Origin of the sequence: Desulfovibrio piger ATCC 29098 (assembly GCF_000156375.1) — a bacterium.
Lineage (GTDB): Bacteria > Desulfobacterota > Desulfovibrionia > Desulfovibrionales > Desulfovibrionaceae > Desulfovibrio > Desulfovibrio piger.
In genome coordinates, this window is the sequence record NZ_DS996360.1 from 9,973 (window position 1) to 28,547 (window position 18,575).

19 protein-coding genes are annotated in these 18,575 nt (G+C 65.4%); 13 read left to right on the plus strand and 6 right to left on the minus strand.

Features of this window, described 5'->3' with window-relative positions:
- The 5 genes from DESPIG_RS14125 to mutY all read right to left on the minus strand — a co-directional run.
- On the minus strand, positions 1 to 1,008 hold a 1,008-nt coding region (locus tag DESPIG_RS14125), incomplete at its 3' end, for a translation initiation factor IF-2 N-terminal domain-containing protein (RefSeq protein ID WP_006008573.1).
- Positions 1,008 to 1,256 carry a YlxR family protein gene (locus tag DESPIG_RS10805; RefSeq protein WP_006008574.1) on the minus strand — a complete coding sequence of 83 codons (249 nt, stop codon included), beginning with the start codon at positions 1,254 to 1,256 and terminating at the stop codon, positions 1,008 to 1,010. The genes DESPIG_RS14125 and DESPIG_RS10805, both read right to left, overlap by 1 nt.
- On the minus strand, positions 1,240 to 2,556 hold the full coding sequence (nusA, locus tag DESPIG_RS10810; protein ID WP_006008576.1) for a transcription termination factor NusA: 1,317 nt from the start codon (positions 2,554 to 2,556) through the stop codon (positions 1,240 to 1,242). Before nusA ends, DESPIG_RS10805 begins: the two co-directional genes overlap by 17 nt.
- Before the next feature lie 136 nt (positions 2,557 to 2,692).
- Positions 2,693 to 3,427, minus strand: a complete 735-nt coding sequence (locus DESPIG_RS10815; RefSeq protein WP_006008578.1) for a ribosome assembly cofactor RimP — start codon at positions 3,425 to 3,427, stop codon at positions 2,693 to 2,695.
- A gap of 579 nt (positions 3,428 to 4,006) precedes the next feature.
- Positions 4,007 to 5,206, minus strand: a complete 1,200-nt coding sequence (gene mutY, locus DESPIG_RS10820) for an A/G-specific adenine glycosylase (protein WP_006008580.1) — start codon at positions 5,204 to 5,206, stop codon at positions 4,007 to 4,009.
- Between the two features lie 142 nt (positions 5,207 to 5,348).
- Here mutY and DESPIG_RS10825 point away from each other — a divergent pair, with 142 nt between their 5' ends.
- Positions 5,349 to 5,855, plus strand: coding sequence for a peptidylprolyl isomerase (locus tag DESPIG_RS10825; protein WP_006008581.1), 507 nt, complete (start codon positions 5,349 to 5,351; stop codon positions 5,853 to 5,855).
- 78 nt (positions 5,856 to 5,933) lie between these two features.
- Entirely contained in the window at positions 5,934 to 6,476 is a 543-nt protein-coding gene (locus tag DESPIG_RS10830; RefSeq protein ID WP_006008582.1) for a hypothetical protein, read from the plus strand.
- A gap of 214 nt (positions 6,477 to 6,690) precedes the next feature.
- Here the strand turns inward: DESPIG_RS10830 and DESPIG_RS10835 are convergent, their stop codons facing one another.
- Positions 6,691 to 7,143: a hypothetical protein gene (locus tag DESPIG_RS10835; RefSeq protein WP_006008583.1), complete on the minus strand. Its 453-nt coding sequence runs from the start codon at positions 7,141 to 7,143 to the stop codon at positions 6,691 to 6,693.
- Positions 7,144 to 7,282: 139 nt separating this feature from the next.
- On the opposite strand from DESPIG_RS10835, the gene DESPIG_RS10840 reads away from it, so the two are divergent.
- The 11 genes from DESPIG_RS10840 (at position 7,283) to DESPIG_RS10895 (ending at position 18,534) form a co-directional block, all read left to right on the plus strand.
- The gene (locus DESPIG_RS10840) at positions 7,283 to 8,479 is read left to right on the plus strand and encodes a pyridoxal phosphate-dependent aminotransferase (protein ID WP_006008584.1); all 1,197 of its coding nucleotides are present in this window, start codon (positions 7,283 to 7,285) and stop codon (positions 8,477 to 8,479) included.
- A 67-nt stretch (positions 8,480 to 8,546) separates the two neighbouring features.
- Complete coding sequence (locus DESPIG_RS10845) at positions 8,547 to 8,933, plus strand: rhodanese-like domain-containing protein (protein WP_006008585.1); 387 nt, start codon at positions 8,547 to 8,549, stop codon at positions 8,931 to 8,933.
- A 48-nt stretch (positions 8,934 to 8,981) separates the two neighbouring features.
- Complete coding sequence (gene aroE / locus DESPIG_RS10850) at positions 8,982 to 9,830, plus strand: shikimate dehydrogenase (RefSeq protein ID WP_006008586.1); 849 nt, start codon at positions 8,982 to 8,984, stop codon at positions 9,828 to 9,830.
- Positions 9,831 to 9,845: 15 nt separating this feature from the next.
- Positions 9,846 to 10,295, plus strand: coding sequence for a type II 3-dehydroquinate dehydratase (gene aroQ, locus DESPIG_RS10855; protein WP_006008587.1), 450 nt, complete (start codon positions 9,846 to 9,848; stop codon positions 10,293 to 10,295).
- A gap of 151 nt (positions 10,296 to 10,446) precedes the next feature.
- Entirely contained in the window at positions 10,447 to 11,031 is a 585-nt protein-coding gene (locus DESPIG_RS10860) for a 4Fe-4S dicluster domain-containing protein (RefSeq protein ID WP_006008589.1), read from the plus strand.
- Entirely contained in the window at positions 11,028 to 11,948 is a 921-nt protein-coding gene (locus DESPIG_RS10865; RefSeq protein WP_006008590.1) for a CoB--CoM heterodisulfide reductase iron-sulfur subunit B family protein, read from the plus strand. Before DESPIG_RS10860 ends, DESPIG_RS10865 begins: the two co-directional genes overlap by 4 nt.
- A complete protein-coding gene (locus DESPIG_RS10870) occupies positions 11,945 to 13,906 on the plus strand; it encodes a CoB--CoM heterodisulfide reductase iron-sulfur subunit A family protein (protein ID WP_006008592.1) in 1,962 nt (653 codons plus the stop codon). Before DESPIG_RS10865 ends, DESPIG_RS10870 begins: the two co-directional genes overlap by 4 nt.
- Positions 13,894 to 15,342 (plus strand): hydrogenase iron-sulfur subunit, encoded by a 1,449-nt coding sequence (locus tag DESPIG_RS10875; RefSeq protein ID WP_006008594.1) that lies wholly within the window; start codon positions 13,894 to 13,896, stop codon positions 15,340 to 15,342. The genes DESPIG_RS10870 and DESPIG_RS10875 overlap by 13 nt, the downstream gene beginning before the upstream one ends.
- A complete protein-coding gene (locus tag DESPIG_RS10880; protein WP_006008596.1) occupies positions 15,339 to 16,391 on the plus strand; it encodes a 4Fe-4S dicluster domain-containing protein in 1,053 nt (350 codons plus the stop codon). Before DESPIG_RS10875 ends, DESPIG_RS10880 begins: the two co-directional genes overlap by 4 nt.
- 442 nt (positions 16,392 to 16,833) lie before the next feature.
- Positions 16,834 to 17,694, plus strand: coding sequence for an FAD/NAD(P)-binding protein (locus DESPIG_RS10890; protein WP_050760339.1), 861 nt, complete (start codon positions 16,834 to 16,836; stop codon positions 17,692 to 17,694).
- 411 nt (positions 17,695 to 18,105) lie between these two features.
- A complete protein-coding gene (locus DESPIG_RS10895) occupies positions 18,106 to 18,534 on the plus strand; it encodes a TOBE domain-containing protein (RefSeq protein ID WP_006008602.1) in 429 nt (142 codons plus the stop codon).
- Positions 18,535 to 18,575: the final 41 nt, after the last annotated feature.

Sequence of the window (18,575 nt, forward strand, 5' to 3'; positions counted from 1 at the left end):
GGGCGCGGCACCGGGCTGGGGACGGGAGATGACGCGCACCTGGGGAGCCGGGGCCACCACGCGGGCGCGGGTGGGCGTGGCTTCGGCGGGACGGTCGTCACGGTTCTCGCGGGCCTCGCGCTGGGGCAGCGTGGGGGCGGAGGAGCCTTCGGGCATGGCCGAAGCGTCAGGACGGCCGGTGCGGGGCTTGGCGGCCTTTTCCGCGGCGCCGTTCTCGGCGGCTTCCTTGGCGTTGATGGCGGCCAGCACGGCGCTCTTGCGCACTTCGGGCTTGGCTTCGGGAGCCTTTTCGGGCTTGGGCTCGGGCTTGGCTTCCGTCTTGGTCACGGGAGCGGCGGCCTGGGCGGGCCGGATGATGCGGGCCGTGGGCGTGGCATCGGGACGGCTGATGACGCGGGCGCCGGCCGGAGCCACCACGCGGGCGGTCTGGGGCGTCGCCTTTTCCACGCGGGCTTCGCGCTTGGCTTCGGTCCTGGGTTCGGCTTTGGCTTCGTTCTTCACGGGTTCGGGCTTGGCTTCAGGAGCCTTTTCGGCCTCGGGGGCGGCCACCACGCGGGCAGCGGGCGTTTCCACCGGGGCGACGGGTTCGGGAGTCTTTTCGGCCTTGGGCTCGGCCTTCACGGGTTCGGGCTTGACCTCGGGAGCCTTTTCAGGCTCGGGGACGGAGATCACGCGGGCCGCGGGCGTCTCCACCGGAGCGGCGGGCTCGGGAGTTTTTTCGGGCGCGGCTTCGGCCTTGGTCTCGGCCACGGGCTGTTCTTCGGCCGGGGCTTCGTCCTTCACGCGGCGGCGGCGCACGATGACCGTGGGCTGATCGTCCTTGCGGTCGGCCTTGCGCTGGCGGTTCTCGGCCACACGGTCGCGAACCCCGCTCACTTCTTCCATGGGGATGGAGCCCTGGGCGCTCTTGACGTTGAAGCCCATGGACTGCAGCTCCTGCAGCAGTTCCTTGGCATCCATCTTGAGCTCAGCGGCAAGATCCTTGATTTTGATTTTACTGTCCGACATTACTTTTCCCCCTTGCGCCGTCTGGACGGTCTGAACTTGGCGAATCGTGCCGCGCAGGCCGGATCGTCACACAGGTACCAGCCCCTGCCCGGACTGGTCTGCGGCGCGTCGATAATCAAATTTCCGTGCGCGTCGCGCACGTGGCGCGTCAGTGCTGCCTTGGCGAACCGGCGGCGGCAGATGACGCACATTCTCACTGGCCCTTCGCAGCCCTCAACGGGCGCGTCGGGGCTAGTCTTCATCACCATCCTGGGCTTTTTCGCTGTTGCCGGCGTCGGTGTCTTCCTCAGCGGCCCGGGGTTCGGGCTCGGCCACGGGGGCCAGGAAGTTGATGGCCGAACGCAGGTCGGCGATGCGGCTGTCCGAGATGGCCAGCTTGTCGGACAGTTCCTCGTCGGTGGCCTGACGCAGCAGGTCCAGCGAGGTATAGCCCGCTTCCAGCAGCTGGTTCATGGAGACTTCGGCCACGCTGGCCACCTGCTCCAGACCGTGGCCGATGGCATTGGCCTCGTTGTAGCGGGTCTCGGTGAAGATATCGACCTTCCAGCCCAGCAGGCGGGCGGCCAGCTTGACGTTCTGGCCCTTGCGGCCGATGGCGTTGGTCAGCTGGTCATCGGGCACGATGACTTCCAGCAGGTTCTCTTCTTCGTCCACCACGATGCGGGAGACCATGGCCGGGGCCAGGGCGTTGCGGGCGTAGGTGGCGATATCGGGGCTCCAGACCACGATGTCGATGCGTTCGCCGCGCAGTTCCTGCACGATGTTCTGGATGCGCGAACCGCGCACGCCCACGCAGGCGCCCACGGGATCCACGTCGCGCTCGCGGGAGAGCACGGCCACCTTGGCGCGGGAGCCGGGGTCGCGGGCCACGCCCATGATCTGCACCACGCCGTCGTCCACTTCGGGCACTTCGCGGCGGAACAGGGCGGCCATGTAGTCGCGGTGCGCGCGGGAGATGACCACCTGCGGGCCGCGGCCTTCCTTGCGCACGTCGATGATGATGGCCTGCACGCGGTCATTGCGCTTGTAGTGTTCGCGGGGGATCTGTTCCTCGCGGGGCAGGATGGCTTCGGTGCGGCCCAGGTTGACCACCCAGCCGCCCTTGTCGCGGCGCTGCACGATACCGGAGACGATCTCGCCCATGCGGTCCTTGTACTCGTCGTAGATGATCTCCTGCTCGGCGTCGCGCATGCGCTGGATGATGACCTGCTTGGCGGACTGGGCGGCGATGCGGCCCAGGTCTTCCACCTTCACGCGGAAACCGACTTCGTCGTCGATCTGCACGGAGGGATCATGGGTGCGGGCTTCGGTGATGCCGATGTGGGTGTCTTCGTTCTCGACCTCGCCGTCTTCCACCACGATCTTGAACTGGTAGACTTCGATGTCGCCGGTGTTGTCGTTGTACCGGACTTCCACATCCATATCTTCGCTGAAGCGGCGCTGCACCGAGGTGCGCACGGCATCTTCAAGCGTCTTGATGAGCATGTCGCGGTCAAGGCCCTTGTCTTTGCTGATCTGGTCAATGGCCTTTTTGAGTTCAAGGTTCATTGCTACCTCCGGCTGCCGCACTGGGCGGCATAAATTTCCTGGTGTACCGGCCGGGGCCGGAAACCGCCGTCACGGGCGGGTGATGACGAAGCGGCCTTGCGGCCGCGTGAGAGGACCGCAGGGCGTGCCCGTGCGGTTATATGTCTTCGGCCTCGTTACGGCCGGGATGCTTGCTCTTGCCGCTCTTGCTCTTGCCCTTTTGGGGGGCGTCGCCCTGGGGCGCGGCCTTGGCGGCCTTGCGGGCGGGCTGCTTGCCGGGCTTCTGCGGCTGGCGGAAAATATGGATGCGGCTGGCGCGGCGCACCATGTCCCAGGGCACCAGGACCTCGTCCATGGCCTCGGGGCAGATGTCGCCCTCGGCCGAGACGCTGGCCGGGGCCACGCGCACGGCGCTGTCGGTGACTTCGCGCAGGACGCCGCGCCAGGCGCGACGGGCCGCGGGAGCGTTCTCGGGAGCGTAGGCGGAGACCATGCGCAGTTCCACCATGTCGCCCACATAGGAACGCATCTGGTCGAGAGAGAAGAACAGACGGCTGAAGCCGGGCGTGGAGACTTCCAGCACATAGGCCTGTTCGATGAGGTCTTCCACTTCGAGGGCCAGACCGAGCTGGCGCGAGATCTCCTCGCACTGGTCGATGCTGGCGGAGCGGGCCGCCATGATGTCGGCGCTGTCCTCAAGGTTGTCGGCGGGATCGCTGTCGGCGGACAGCGCGGCCTGGGCCTGTTTGACCTCCAGCGGCAGGTCCACGAATACACGCACCGTGGTGCGGCCTGCCTGGGCGATCTCCACACCCCAGATTTCAAGACCCTGAGCCTGGACCAGGGGCGTGGCCAGACGGGTGACGGTTTCCTTGAGGCTGTTTTCGCTCATGTCCCTTCCTGGGCGTCTGCCCGGTCGCAAGTACAAAAAAAAGGGGGCCTGTTGAGGCCACCCCGTTGTGAACGCATGTTCTGCATCAGGATGATGCGGCAGTGACTGCCGCGCCATTTCGGACAACCATATAAGGAGAGAATCGGGGGGCTGTCAAGCCTTTTTTCATGGCCGGAGGCGGAAAAATCCGCTTTTGGCGCGGATTTTTCAGGCAAGGCTGCTGCGGACAGGCCGGGCATCCAGTGCGGCGCGGACCCGTGCGGCTTCACTTTGGAAAGGTGGACAGGGCCGGTCCGCCGTCTCGGACTCCTGTGCGCAGGTCATCCCGTCTCCGGTCCTGCGGTGGAGGGCGGCAAGGACGCGCTGCCTCTCCTGATAAAGCGCGCTGGGGAGGGGGACGTTTGAGGGGGAACCCCTCTCGCGCCAGCAGCGACCGGATGGCGGCCCGCAGGGCCGTGCCCGTTGGCGACGCAGGAAGCTATGGGCATCGACAACAGAGATGAGGGGCTTCCCCTCAAAAGAACACCCCGGACCTCGGCAGCAGAGATGAAGGGGCCCCTTCCCCCCTCAAAAAAAGCCCTAAAAACCCTTCAGCAGCGGCCCTTTCGGCGCCGTGAGGCTGTCGGCCAGCTTGCGGTGGGCGGCGGGCATGGCCAGGTTTTCCAGCTCCCCGCGTTCCAGCCAGCGGCAGGCCGTGGCCGCCGTGAGCACGGGCGGTTCGGGCGGCTGGGGCGTCGCGTCCGAGACCAGCTCCAGGGCGAAGCAGTGCAGGCGCACCCGGTAGGTGGTGTAGCCGTGGCGGATGATGCCCAGCGGGGCCGTCACCCGGACGGTGAAGCCCGTCTCTTCGGCGAACTCGCGCACCACGGCCTGTTCCGGCGTCTCGCCGGGTTCCACGCGGCCGCCGGGGAATTCCCACAGGCCGCCCCAGGCCCCCTGGGGCAGACGCTTCTGGACGAAGAGGCGGTCGTGGCTGGAAAGGACGCCGGTCACCACTTCGATGGGCGTGATCTCCGCCTTTTTGCCCGGCACGGGACGCTCATGCACGATGCCCAGATGCAGGGCCGTGCAGAAACGGGCCAGGGGGCACTGGCCGCAACGGGGCTTTTTGCCGCAGACCAGGGCCCCCAGCTCCATCATGGCCTGGTTGTGGCGGCGCGCCTCGCCTTCGGGCAGGATGCGGCGGGCCAGCTCCGCGATGCGTGCGGCGGCCGGGCCGGATTTGACCGGGCTGTCCACATCGAAGACGCGGGCGATGACCCGTTCCACGTTGGCGTCGATGCAGGCCACGGGCAGGTTGAAGGCGATGCTGGCGATGGCGGCCGTGGTGTAGGGCCCGATGCCGGGCAGGGCGCGGATGGCTTCGGGATCGGAGGGGAAGATGCCGCCGTGTTCCCGCATGACCAGACGGGCGGCGGCCAGCAGGTTGCGGGCGCGGGAATAGTAGCCCAGGCCCTCCCAGGCGTGCAGCACCTCTTCCTCGGAAGCGGCGGCCAGGGCGTGCAGGTCGGGGAAACGCTCCATCCAGCGCAAAAAATAGCTGACGCCGCGTTCCATCTGGGTCTGCTGGAGCATGATCTCCGAGATCCAGACCTCGTAGGGCGTGTAATGGCGCCGCCAGGGCAGGGGGCGGGCGTTGGCGTCGAACCAGGCGAGCAGGGCCTGCTGCAGCTCGGGGAGGTGCTTTTCGGGCGGACGGTGACCGGGCGGCGGCACGGCACCGGTGACGGGGACGAGGGACGGCAGCGTATGCTGACCGGTGGTCTGGCGGGATCTCATGGCGGCAGTGTAGCCGTGCGGGCCCTTCCTGTCACCCCGCCGGGGCGGAGAGGGGCGCATTGTCTTTGCCGGCCGCTTGTCGTATAGAGACGGATGGCCGCCGTGTTGCACGGCCGCCGCAAATTTCCCTCAAGGAGTTACCATGTCCAATCCCACCGTGCTGCTGGAAACGACCTCGGGCGACATCCTGATCGAGCTCTTCCCCGACAAGGCTCCCGACACCGTCGCCAACTTCCTGCAATATGTGGATGACGGCTTTTATGCCAACACCATTTTCCATCGCGTGATCCCCGGCTTCATGATCCAGGGCGGCGGCCTTGGCCCCCGCATGGACGAGAAGGCCACCCGCGCCCCCGTCAAGAACGAAGCCGACAACGGTCTTTCCAATGACCGCGGCACCATCGCCATGGCCCGCACCATGGATCCCCACAGCGCCACCGCCCAGTTCTTCATCAACCTGGTGGACAACGACTTCCTGAACTACAGCGCTCCCGTGCCCAGCGGCTGGGGCTACTGCGTGTTCGGCAAGGTCGTGGAAGGCATGGACGTGGTGGACAAGATCGCCAAGGTCAAGACCAAGAGCGTGGGCATCCACGAGAACGTGCCCACCGACATGGTGCTCATCACCGGCGCCAGCCGCTTCGAATAGGCCGCGGCCTGTTCCTCACCGATTCTGGACTGTCAGCCCCACGCCTGTCGTGGGGCTGCCGGATTTTCAGGAGGAAACATGAAAAAATGGCTTTTGTGCTGCTGCCTGTTGCTGGCCCTGCCCCTGGCTGCCCAGGCGGAAGACGAAAAGATCGACCCCGCCAACTACATCTGCGCCGAATTCGTGGCACAGGGCGCCGTCAGCCAGGATCCGCCCATCTTCCAGGCCCTGCAGATCGACGGCTTCGTGAGCTCCAACATCGGCTACACCGTGGCCGATCCGCAGGCCATCAACGTGCTGGTGCCCCAGGCCTACCTCATGTGCCAGGAGCAGCCCACCGCCGTGGTGGCCGAGATCTGGGAGCCCCTCAAGAAAAAGCTGCCCCGTCCCGTCAGCGGCGAATGGGAAGCCGACGTGACCAAATGCCGTGCCTATAACGAACATCCCGAGAACGGCAGCGGCTTCGTCATCTGGCTGGATGCCTACAACCGTCAGTACAACGTGACGGAAAAGTCCATCCTGGCCAAGCAGGAGACCCTGGACAAGTTCCTGGCCGCCTGCGCCAAGAACCCCGATGCCTTCATGATCGACGTGCTCCAGGAGACCCTGGGCAACAAGTAGTCGGGCCGGATTTTTTTCCGCAAGGAAAACGACAGGACCGCCATCCCCGATGGGGACGGCGGTCCTGCTTTTTTTCAGGGATGCCGCTGTGACGGCTCACGCCTGCGGCGCATCTTGGCGGGGAGGCGGCTCCCCCGGGCTCACGGGATGCGGGGCCGGCGGTCGGGCCATGCCCGGGCGCTCCCGCAGGGGAGGCTCCCGAAAGCTCTCCTGCCTATTCCTGCACGAAGGGATAGACCCGAACGCTCAGGGGCTGCTTGTTCTTGTGGGACATGGCGGAGATCACATAGGTGTACTGGCGGCTCTGGCCCGCCGGCGGGCAGGGGCCGGTATAGACACGGGTCAGGGCGCCTTCGGGGATGATGCCCGTGCCGTCGTTCTCCCAGCTGCCGCCGCCCAGCAGGCGTTCCTGCGGCTCGTTCTCCAGCAGGCGGACATCGAAGTAGTCCGTGCCCTTGGGCACGTTGGTGACCACCATTTCGGGCGAGATGCGCGAGCAGCGGTGCAGGGCGCGCAGCTTCACTTCCACCTGCATGTCGGGGGACGTTTCCGGCTGGGCGGGGGACTCGCTGCCGTCCTGCCACAGGCCGCAGGCCGAGAGCATCAGGGTCGCGCCCAGCAGGAGCGGAGCACGGTACAGGTTTTTTCCAGAAAAACGCTTGCGCATGAGGGGCCTCCGGGTATTTGCTATTTCCAGCCTTCGCAAGCTATACTGGATAGTCACCAGAATGACAATAGGATCAGCAGTCTGACGAGCCCTCGTGCGCTCCGCCAGGATTGCGTGGACAACAACTCAGGAGAACCCCATGTCCCTTCTTGCAGAAAGCGTTTCCGGCTATCTGGAAAATGCCTCCTGGATCCGCCGCATGTTCGAGGCCGGCGGCCAGTTGAAAGCCCGCTACGGTGCGGAGAACGTCTATGACTTCAGCCTGGGCAATCCCGACCTGCCCGCCCCCGCCGCCGTGGGCGAGGGCCTGCGCCGTTTTGCCGAGCATGCCGGTGAACCTTTCGCTTTCGGCTACATGCCCAATGCCGGTTTTCCCTGGGCGCGCGAACAGCTGGCCGCCCATCTGAGCAAGGAGCAGGGCGTGGCCCTGGAGGCCAATGACGTGCTGCTCACCTGCGGTGCCGCCGGCGGCCTCAATGCCTTCCTGCGCGCCGTCATCAATCCCGGCGAAAAGATGCTGACCTTTGCCCCGTATTTCGTGGAATACGGCTTTTATGTGGCCAACCACGGCGGCAGCCTCCAGGCCATCATGAGCAAGCCCGGCACCTTCGAGCCCGACTTGGACGCCCTAGAAGAAGCCATCGACGAAAAGACCCGCGTGGTGCTCATCAACTCGCCCCACAACCCCACGGGCGTGGTCTACAGCCGCAAGGCCGTCACCTCCCTGTGCCGCCTGCTGGAGAACAAGAGCGAGCAGTACGGCCATCCCATCTGGCTCATCGCCGACGAGCCCTACCGCTTCCTGACCTACGACGGCGTGGAAGTGCCCTCGGTGCTGCCCCTGTACCAGTACGCCGTGGTCATCAGCTCCTTCTCCAAGAACCTGTCCCTGCCCGGCGAGCGCGTGGGCTATGTGGCCGTCTCGCCCAAGCTGGCCGACCGCGCCAAGCTCATGGCCGCGCTGACCCTGACCAACCGCATCCTCGGCTTCGTCAACCCGCCCGTGGTGGGCCAGCACATCATGGCCGCCGCCCTGGGCAGCCAGGTGGACGTGGAGATCTACGCCCGCCGCCGTCAGGCCATGGCCGAGGTACTGACCGCTGCCGGTTACAGCTTCCAGATGCCCGCCGGTGCCTTCTACTTCTTCCCGCAGGCCCCCGGCGGTGACGACGTGGCCTTCGTCAACCGTCTGGTGGAAGAACGCGTGCTGGCCGTGCCCGGTTCCGGCTTCGGCTGCCCCGGCTATTTCCGCCTGGCCTTCTGCGTGGACGAGACCGTCATCCGCAATGCCGCCGAAGGCTTCGCCCGCGCCTACGCCGCGGTGGCCGGCAAGTAATGTCCCCTGGGGCGGGAGGGCGTGCGCCTTCCCGCCCTTTTTGTCTCCTGTGTCTTCCGGAGGTCCCGTGTCCCGTCTCCTTTCCCTTTTGCTCCTGCTCTGCTGCCTCCTGCTGCCCGCCGCGAGCGTTCCGGCCCGCGACATCGGCCCGGACGAGGCCCGACAGGTGCTGGCCCAGCCGCCCGCCGGTCTGGTGGTGCTGGACATCCGCACCCCGGAAGAGTTCCGGGACGGGCATCTGCCCGGTGCCCGCAATCTGGACTTCTTCGCCCCGGATTTCCGGCAGCGTCTGGAAGCCCTGGCGCGCGAGGACGTGCCCATCCTGCTCTACTGCCGTTCGGGCAACCGCTCTGGGCAGGCCATGCGCCTGCTGCGGCAGTGGGGCCGGGACGACGTGCTGCACCTTGCCGACGGCTTCCGCGCCTGGCGGGCCGCCGACCTGCCCGAAGAATAACGTCCCGCACGGCCCGTCCGTGCCCCTCTCCTTTATGGGAACTGCCTTATGTCCGCTTTCATCCCCGCATCTCTCTATGGCGTCATCGGCTGGCCCCTGGCCCAGAGCTTGAGCCCGCTGCTGCACAACACCGCCTTCCAGGCCCTGGGCATCCCCGCGGCCTACATGCTCTGGGAGCTGCCCCCGGAAAAGCTGCCGCAGTTCGTGGACAGCATGCGCCTGCTGGGCATCCGCGGCTGCTCCGTCACCCTGCCGCACAAGGTGGAGATCCTGCCCCTGCTGGATCACCGCAGCGAGCGCGTGGAGCTCATGGGCGCCGCCAATACCCTGTACTGGCGGGACGGCCGGCTCTGCGGCGAGAACACCGACGTGACCGGCTTCATGCATCCCCTGCTGGAACGCGGCCTCGACCCGGCCACGCCGGTGCTGGTGCTGGGCGCCGGAGGGGCCGCCCGCGCCGTGGTCTGCGGCCTGTGGCTGCACGGCTGCCGCCGCATCTTCGTGACCACACCTTCCGACCGTTCCCATGCGCCGCTGGTGGAGCGCTTCGGCGTCACGGCCGTTCCCTGGGCCGAGCGTCATGACGTGGCGGCCTCGCTGCTGGTCAACACCACGCCCCTAGGCATGCACGGCAAGGCCGAGGACCGGAGCCCCTATGATTTCGACCGGGCCCCGGCCCCGGCGGACGGCGGCGTGCCCGTGGCCTACGACATCGTCTACAACCCGCTGTGCACCCTGTTCCTGCGCGAGGCGCAGGCCCGCGGCTGGGCCACCATCAGCGGTCTGGAGATGTTTTTCCGCCAGGGCGAGGCCCAGTTCCGCCTCTGGACCGGGCAGGACATGCCGCAGGCCGCCCGTCTGGCCCTGGAACATCAGCTGGGCGCCGCGCGCGCCTGAGTCAGGAGGGATACCATGCGCAAGATCCTCGTCCTCCACGGCGTCAATCTCGACATGTTCGGCAAACGTGACCCCCGGCATTACGGCCATGCCACCCTGGCCGACATCGATGCGGCCCTGCGCGGGCTGGCCGATGAACTGGGCGTGGCGCTGGAGACCTTCCAGACCAACCACGAGGGCGTGATGGTGGAACGCATCCACGCGGCCCTCACGGACGGCACGGACGCCATCGTCATCAACGCCGGGGCCTGGACCCATTACAGCTACGCCATCATGGATGCCCTGGGCATACTGTCCATCCCGGTGGTGGAAGTGCACATGTCCAACGTCCACGCCCGTGAGGAGTTCCGTCACCATTCGGTGCTGTCCACGGTCAGCGCGGGCAGCATCGCGGGCTTCGGTGTGGACAGCTATCTGCTGGGCCTGCGCGCGGCCTGCTCGCTGCTGGAGCGCAAGGATGCCTGACGTGGCGGGAAATGCCCGCCAGCCAAGACTTTGCGAACTGTGCAGATCGTAAAAAACATGTGCGCTTTGGCTGGATTTTTTCATGCAGACGCGCTAGTCTGCTGCAAATTGGTATGTCTTTGTCCTTCAGACTCTAACCTTGAGAGTTTCCATGAACGACGCCATTGATCTGACCCGAAAGCGTGACCGCGACTTCACCGCCGCGGTGGAAGCGCAGAGCGGGCAAAACGTCTCCACCTGCTACCAGTGCGGCAACTGCTCGGCTGGCTGTCCTGCGGGCTTCGTCTATGACCTGCAGGCCAACCAGATCATGCGTGGCGTGCAACTGGGCCTGAAAGACCAGGTGCTGAACTCCCGCTCCATCTGGATGTGTCTGTCCTGTTCCACCTGCAGCCTCCGCTGCCCCAACAACATTGATGTGGCCGAGGTCATGGAGACCCTGCGCCACATGGCCCGCAAGGAAGGGCGCGTGGCCGTGCCCAAGGTGGAAAAATTCTGGTTTTCCTTCCTCGATACCGTGCGCAAGTTCGGGCGGACCTACGAGATCGGCACCATGGTCCTGTACATGTTGCGCTCCCTGCGCGTCTTCACGGACGTGGACCTGGCTCCCCAGGCCCTGGCCAAGCAGAAGCTGGGCTTCAAGCCCCATTCCATTCCCAACGGCGGCGCCGAGGCTGTGGGCCGCATCATGACCCGCTACAAGGAACGCGCCAAGCGTGAGGGGGTGCGCCCATGAGACTTGCCTACTATCCCGGCTGTTCGGCCAAGGGCTCCTCGGCCGATTACGAAATGTCCACCCAGGCCGTGTGCGGTGCCCTGGGCATGCGTCTGGAAGAGCTGCCCGACTGGAACTGCTGTGGTTCCACGCCCGCCCATGCGGTGGATACCGAGCTTTCCGCGGCCCTGTGCGTGCGCAACCTGGACATCGCCGCCCGCACCCAGGCCGACATGGTGGTGACGCCCTGTCCCAGCTGCCTCTCCAACCTGCGCCATGCGGCCAAACGCATGGAAAAGCCGGAGTTCCGCGCCCGCGTCAACGAGCTGCTGGACAACCCCGCGGCCGAGAGCTTCCCGCCCGTGACCTCCGTCATGCAGGGCATCGCCCAGATGTACGACGCCAAGGCCATCGCCAGCCATGTGAAGCGCAGCCTGCGCGGCCTCAAGCTGGTGGCCTACTACGGCTGCCTCATGAGCCGTCCGGCGGAACTCATGCAGTTCGGGGATCCCGAGAACCCCACCCTCATGGAAGAGCTGCTGGCCGCCTGCGGCGCCGAGATGCTGGACTTCCCGCTCAAGACCGAATGCTGTGGCGCCTCCTTCGGCATTCCGGAACGTCCCATGACGGCGCAGCTGTCGGGCCGCATCCTCGAAGTGGCCACCAACATGGGCGCCGACGCCATCGTGGTGGCCTGCCCCCTGTGCCAGATGAACCTGGACCTGCGCCAGAAACAGGCCATGAAGGGCGTGGACCGCTATTTCAATATGCCGGTGCTCTACTACACCCAGATGATGGGCCTTGCCTTCGGCATGCTGCCCAGCGAACTGGGCCTCGACAAGCTGGTGGTCAGCGCCAACGCCCTGGTGGAGCGCATCCTCGACACCCAGCGCGAAGACGCCCAGAAGGCCCAGGCCCCCGAAGGAGATAAAGCATGAGAATAGGCGTTTTCATCTGTCACTGCGGCAGCAATATCGGCGGCACCGTTGATTGCGCCAAGGTCGCCGAGACGGCCCGAGCCTATCCCGATGTGGTCTACGCCGTGGACCTCATGTACTCCTGTGCCGAGCCCGGCCAGGCCGCCATCGAAGCGGCCATCCACGAGCACAAGCTGGACGGCGTGGTGGTGGCCTCCTGCAGCCCGCGCATGCACGAGCCCACGTTCCGCCGCACCGTGGAACGCGCCGGCCTGAACCGCTACATGTTCGAAATGGCCAACATCCGCGAGCACGTCTCCTGGATCGGCAAGGACAAGGTGGCCAACACCAACAAGGCCGCCGAACTGGTGGAAATGGCCGTTGCCAAGCTGCGCAACAACAAGCCGCTGTTCTCCAAGTCCTTCGACATCAACAAGCGCGTGCTGATCATCGGCGGCGGTGTGGCCGGCATCCAGGCCGCCCTGGACTGCGCCGACGGCGGCGTGCCCGTGGTGCTGGTGGAACGTCAGCCCACCATCGGCGGCAAGATGGCCAAGCTGGACAAGACCTTCCCCACCGTGGACTGCTCGGCCTGCATCCTGGGCCCCAAGATGGTGGACGTGGCCCAGCATCCCAACATCACCCTGTACGCCATGTCGGAAGTGGAAGACATCTCCGGCTACGTGGGCAACTTCACCGTCAAGATCCGCAAGCGCGCCACCTATGTGGACTGGAGCCTGTGCACCGGCTGCGGCGCCTGTACGGAAAAATGCCCCAGCAAGAAGACGCCTGACGCCTTCAACGAATTCACCGGTCCCACCACGGCCATCAACATCGCCTTCCCGCAGGCCATCCCCAAGAAGGCGGTCATCAATCCCGAGTACTGCCGTCAGATGACCAAGGGCAAATGCGGCGTGTGCGCCAAGGTCTGCCCCACCGGCGCCATCAAGTACGACATGCAGGACGAGGTCATCACCGAGGAAGTGGGCTGCATCGTGGCCGCCACCGGTTACGACCTCATGGACTGGACCATCTACGAGCAGTACGGCGGCGGCAAGTACCCCGACGTCATCACCTCCCTGCAGTACGAACGCCTGCTGTCCGCCTCCGGCCCCACCGAAGGCCACATCAAGCGTCCTTCCGACGGCAAGGAGCCCCAGAGCGTGGTCTTCATCCAGTGCGTGGGCTCGCGCGACAAGTCCATCGGCCGTCCCTACTGCTCGGGCTTCTGCTGCATGTACACCGCCAAGCAGGCCGTGCTGACCAAGGACCACATCCCCACTTCGCAGTCCTACGTCTTCTACATGGACATCCGTGCCCCATCCAAGCTCTATGACGAGTTCACCCGCCGGGCCATCGAAGAATACGGCACGGAATACATCCGCGGCCGCGTGTCCAAGATCTACCCCGACGGCAATGGCCAGTACATCGTCAAGGGCGTGGACACCCTGCTGGGCCAGCCCGTGGAGATCCGCGCCGACCTGGTGGTCCTGGCCGTGGGCATCGAAGCCAGCAAGGGCTCCCCGCAGCTGGCCGAGAAGCTGCGCATCTCCTACGACAGCTACGGCTTCTTCATGGAGAGCCATCCCAAGCTGAAGCCCGTGGAGACCAACACCGCCGGCGTGTTCCTGGCCGGTGTCTGCCAGGGCACCAAGGACATCCCCTCGTCGGTGTCCCAGGGCTCGGCCGCCGCGGCCAAGGTGCTGGCGCTCTTTGCCCGCGACAAACTTGAAAATGACCCGCAGATCGCGCAGGTGGACAACAAGCGCTGTGTGGCCTGCGGCAAGTGCATCCGTTGCTGCCCCTTCGGCGCCATCACGGAAGTGGAATTCCGCGGCGAGAAGAAGGCGCAGGTTATCGAAACCGTATGTCAGGGTTGCGGTGTGTGTACCTCCACCTGTCCGCAGGGGGCCATCCAGCTTTCGCACGCTACTGACAATCAGATCCTTGCGGAGGTGAATGCCTTATGCCAGTGCTGAATGGCAAAGAACTGCGGATCGTAGGCTTTCTTTGCAACTGGTGTTCCTACGGCGGTGCCGACACCGCCGGGGTCGCCCGTGCCACCCAGCCCACCGACCTGCGTATCATCCGTGTCCCCTGTTCGGGCCGCATCGACCCGCTGTTCATCGTGCGCGCCCTGCTCAACGGCGCGGACGGCGTGCTGGTGTCGGGCTGCCACCCGCGTGACTGCCACTATTCCGCCGGCAACTACTATGCCCGCCGCCGTCTGGAAGTGCTCAAGCAGTTCCTGCCCGTGCTGGGCATCGACGAACGCCGCTTCGAGTACACCTGGGTCTCGGCTTCCGAAGGCCAGCGCTGGCAGCATGTGGTGACCACCTTCACCGACCGCATCCACAAGCTGGGCCCCGCGCCCCGCTTCGAGGATCCCGAGCCGCTGCTCAAGGTAGTGGACATGGCCCTCACGTCCCTGCGTCCGCTGGGCACCGGCCAGAACGCCAAACTGGACGAGCTCAAGGCCGCCATCAAGGCCAAGCTGCCCGAACTGGACTGCGTCATCGGCTGGCAGCAGGGCTACGACGCCGTGCACACGGTGCCGCTGTTCATGCGCACGCCCGAAGACGTGGACAAGCTGGTCTGGGGTCCCTTCAACGTCAACAACCCCGCCACCTACCTGCCCAGCTTCAAGGGCAAGAAGGTGGGCATCGTGGTCAAGGGCTGCGACTCCCGCTCCGTGGTGGAACTGTTGCAGGAAAACCTCATCAACCGCGATGACGTGACCATCTTCGCCATGCCCTGCGAAGGCACCCTGGACATGGCCCGCGTGGACAAGGAACTGGGCCGCTACAACAAGATCGACAGCGTGGTCTATGACGAGGCCGGTGTGACCGTCACCGCCGACGGCAAGGAACACCGCTTCTGCATGACCGAATGCGCCCAGGGCAAATGCTACGGCTGCACCATGCCCACGGCCAAGCTGGCCGACACCCTGGCCGGTGCGCCCACCACGGTGGAGGGCACCCCCGGCACGCCGCCCGAGCTGGCCCTGCTGGATTCCATGACCCTGCCCGAACGCATGGCCTTCTGGCGCGGCCAGATGGAACGCTGCCTGCGCTGCTACGCCTGCCGCAACGCCTGCCCCATGTGCGTGTGCCGCGACTACTGCGTGGCCGAGAGCCGTGATCCCCACTGGATGACCCAGGAAGACAGCGTGCGCGAAAAACTGTACTTCCAGACCATCCACGCCCTGCACCTGGCCGGCCGCTGCACCGGTTGCGGCGAATGCCAGCGGGCCTGCCCCGTGGGCATCCCGATCCTGGCCCTGCGCCAGCAGATCGGTCGTGCCGTGAGCCAGCTCTTCGACGGCTACAAGGCCGGCATGGACCCCGAGGCCGTGCCGCCGCTGCTGGGCTATGAGCTGGAAGAAAAGAACATCCATGAGAGGGAGTGGAAATGAGCATAACCCGTTTCGTCACCGCTGACGGCCTGCCCGCCTTTCTGGCTCACCTCTCCAAGAGCGCCCGCGTGCTGGCCCCGGTAGAAAAGCCGGGCAACAAGACCGCGGTCGTGTTCGAGCCCTGGAAGGAAGGCAAGCCCTTCACCCTGGCCAAGGCCACCGTGCCCGCCAAGGAAGCCGTGCTGCCCCAGTGCGAAGTGCTGGTGCGCTACAGCAAGACCAAGGATCCCAATGATCCGGGCAAATGCACCATGACCCTGGACGATACGCCGCAGGCCGAGCCCACCGTGGTCTTCGGCAGCCGTCCCTGTGACGCCCGCGGCTATGTGACCCTGGACCGGCCCTACCTGCACGGCCCCTTCGCGGATCCGTACTACAAGGCCCGTCGTGACCAGCTCACCGTCATCACCCTGACCTGCCCCAGCGGCTGCAGCACCTGCTTCTGCCACTGGGTGGGCGGCGGTCCCACCTCGCCGGAAGGTTCCGACGTGCTGATGACCGAAGTGGAAGGCGGCTATGTGCTGCAGGCCATGACCGACAAGGGCGCGGCCCTGCTGGAAGGCAGCAGCCTGGCCGACGGTGCCGACCGCTTTGCCGATGCCGAGGCCGCCCGCAAGGCCGCCTGGGCCAGCCTGGACAAGGCGCCCAGCCTGGCCGAAGCTCCGGCCAAGGTGGCCGCCCGCTTCGAGGATGTGGAGTTCTGGCAGCAGGAGACCGACCGCTGTCTGTCCTGCGGGGCCTGTACCTACTTCTGCCCCACCTGCTACTGCTTCAACATCACCGACGAAGGCGACGGCCTCAACGGCCGTGAGGGCCGTCGTCTGCGTACCTGGGACAACTGCATGTCGCCCCTGTTCACGCGTGAGGCCAGCGGGCACAACCCCCGCACGGCCAAGGCCCTGCGCATGCGCAACCGCGTGTCGCACAAGTTTGCCACCTATCCCGAGAACTGGGGCGCCTTCTCCTGCAACGGCTGCGGCCGCTGCGTGAGCAACTGCCCCGTGCATCTGGATATCCGCGCCATCGTGCTCGACGCCATCAACAAGTAGGAGTTCGTTCATGGCTACCAAGAAAACTACCACCCGGAGCAAAAGCACGAAGGCTGCCGCCAAGCCTGCCGCCAAGCCCGCAGCCAAGACCAAGAAGGCTGCCGCTGCGGCTGCCCCGGCAGAAGCCGCGGAAGTGGCCGTGCGCGGCACGGACAGCCCCGTGCTGAAGGAAAGCCATGCGCCCGTGGTCAAGGAAAGCCCGGTGCCGGCCGAAGCCGTGAAGGCCGAAGCCCCCGCCGTGGCCGAACCCGCCCAGGCTCCCGCCGTGGCTGAAGAAAAACCCGCCCGTACCCGCAAGAGCAAGGCCGCTGCCAAGCCCGCCGAAGCTCCCGCGGAAGAAGCCCCCAAGGCTGAAGAAAAGCCCGCCGAAGCTCCCGCTCCCGCTGCGGAAGCCAAGCCGGCCGCCAAGCCTGCCGTCCTCAAGCCCCGTGCCGACGGCGGCATGCTGCGCGAGATCACGCCCCGTCCCCAGCAGGCGGGCAACCCCTACAAGCCCATGCTGGCCACGGTGGTGGAGACCATCCAGGAGACCGGCAACATCAAGACCCTGCGCGTGGTCCTGGACGATCCCGAGCAGATGGCCAACTTCACCTACGAGCCCGGCCAGGTGGGCCAGCTCTCGGTGTTCGGTGCCGGTGAATCCACCTTCGTCATCAACACCCCGCCCTCGCAGAAGGAGTACCTGCAGTTCTCCGTCATGCAGGCCGGTGAAGTGACCTCCGCCATCCATCGCCTGAGCCCCGGCGACAAGGTGGGCGTGCGCGCTCCCCTGGGCAACTTCTTCCCCTACAACGACTGGAAGGGAAAGAACATCTTCTTCGTGGGCGGCGGTATCGGCATGGCCCCCATCCGTACCATCATGCTGCACGTGCTGGAGCACAAGGCCGACTACGGCAAGGTGAGCCTGCTGTACGGCGCCCGCTCCCCGCGCGACATGGCCTTCAGCTACGAGCTGGACGGCTGGCTGGCCAACCCCGACCTGGATTGCACGCTCTGCATCGACAATCCCTACGAAGGCTGGCCGCACAAGGTGGGCCTGATCCCCAACGTGCTGACCGAGCTGAATCCCAGCCCGGACAACTGCGTGGCCGTGCTCTGCGGCCCGCCGATCATGATCAAGTTCACCCTGCAGGCCCTGGAAAAACTGGGCTTCCAGCCCGAGAACATCGTGACCACGCTGGAAAAGCGCATGAAGTGCGGTATCGGCATCTGTGGCCGCTGCAACATCGGCAGCCACTATGTCTGCGTGGACGGCCCGGTGTTCACCATGGCCCAGCTCAAGGAACTGCCGCCTGAACTGTAGGCCGGCATCTCCGCTGCGTTTGAAGGAAGGGGTCTTCGGGCCCCTTCCTTTTTTTGCGCTCGGCGGAGGAGCGGCCCGGCGCGACCGAAGAGAAACGGCCTGTACGGGAGAGGCGCGCACGCCCCCGGCAGGCATGGGAAGAAATGCCGTGATTCCGCTGGGGAAGGGGATGTATATCACGTTTTAATGACATAAAAGTCACTCTTTTGTGACGATCCGCCGCGATTATCTTTTTTAAACATGATGAAATAATTTATTTTTTCTTAACTGGTAAATTTTCCTGAAAATTGCCTGCTTAAAAGCGTGAATTTTCATCCGGGGGCGTTTTCGTGCCCTTTACAGTCCCTTGCCGAGTGCGTATATCCCCCTTGCACAAGTACTCAACCTCCCACCGATAGAAGGAGAAAAAATATGGAAACCAGCGCTCGCAATACTTTCTGGGGCACCATCAGCTCCGTGCGCCCCGGCGCCGTCAATGACGAGATCGAACTGACCATGCCTTCCGGCACCAAACTGGTGGCCTCCATCACCAAGGCCAGCACCGAACGTCTGGGCCTGGTCGAAGGCAAGGAAGCCTGCGCCCTGGTCAAGGCCAGCATGGTCATCCTGATGAACGATGCCGACCAGTACATCCTCTCCACCCGCAACCAGTTCTGCGGTACCGTGAAGAGCGTGACCCCCGGCGCCGTCAACGGCGAAGTGGTGGTGGACCTGGGCGCCGACGGCGAGATGACCTCCATCATCACCATGGGCAGCATCAGCAAGCTGGGCCTGGCCGAAGGCAGCAAGGTGACCGCCATCGTCAAGGCCACCAACGTGATCATGGCCGTCAAAAAGTAATTTTGCACGATCCTGACTGTCTGGGGGCCGCACTTGAGGGT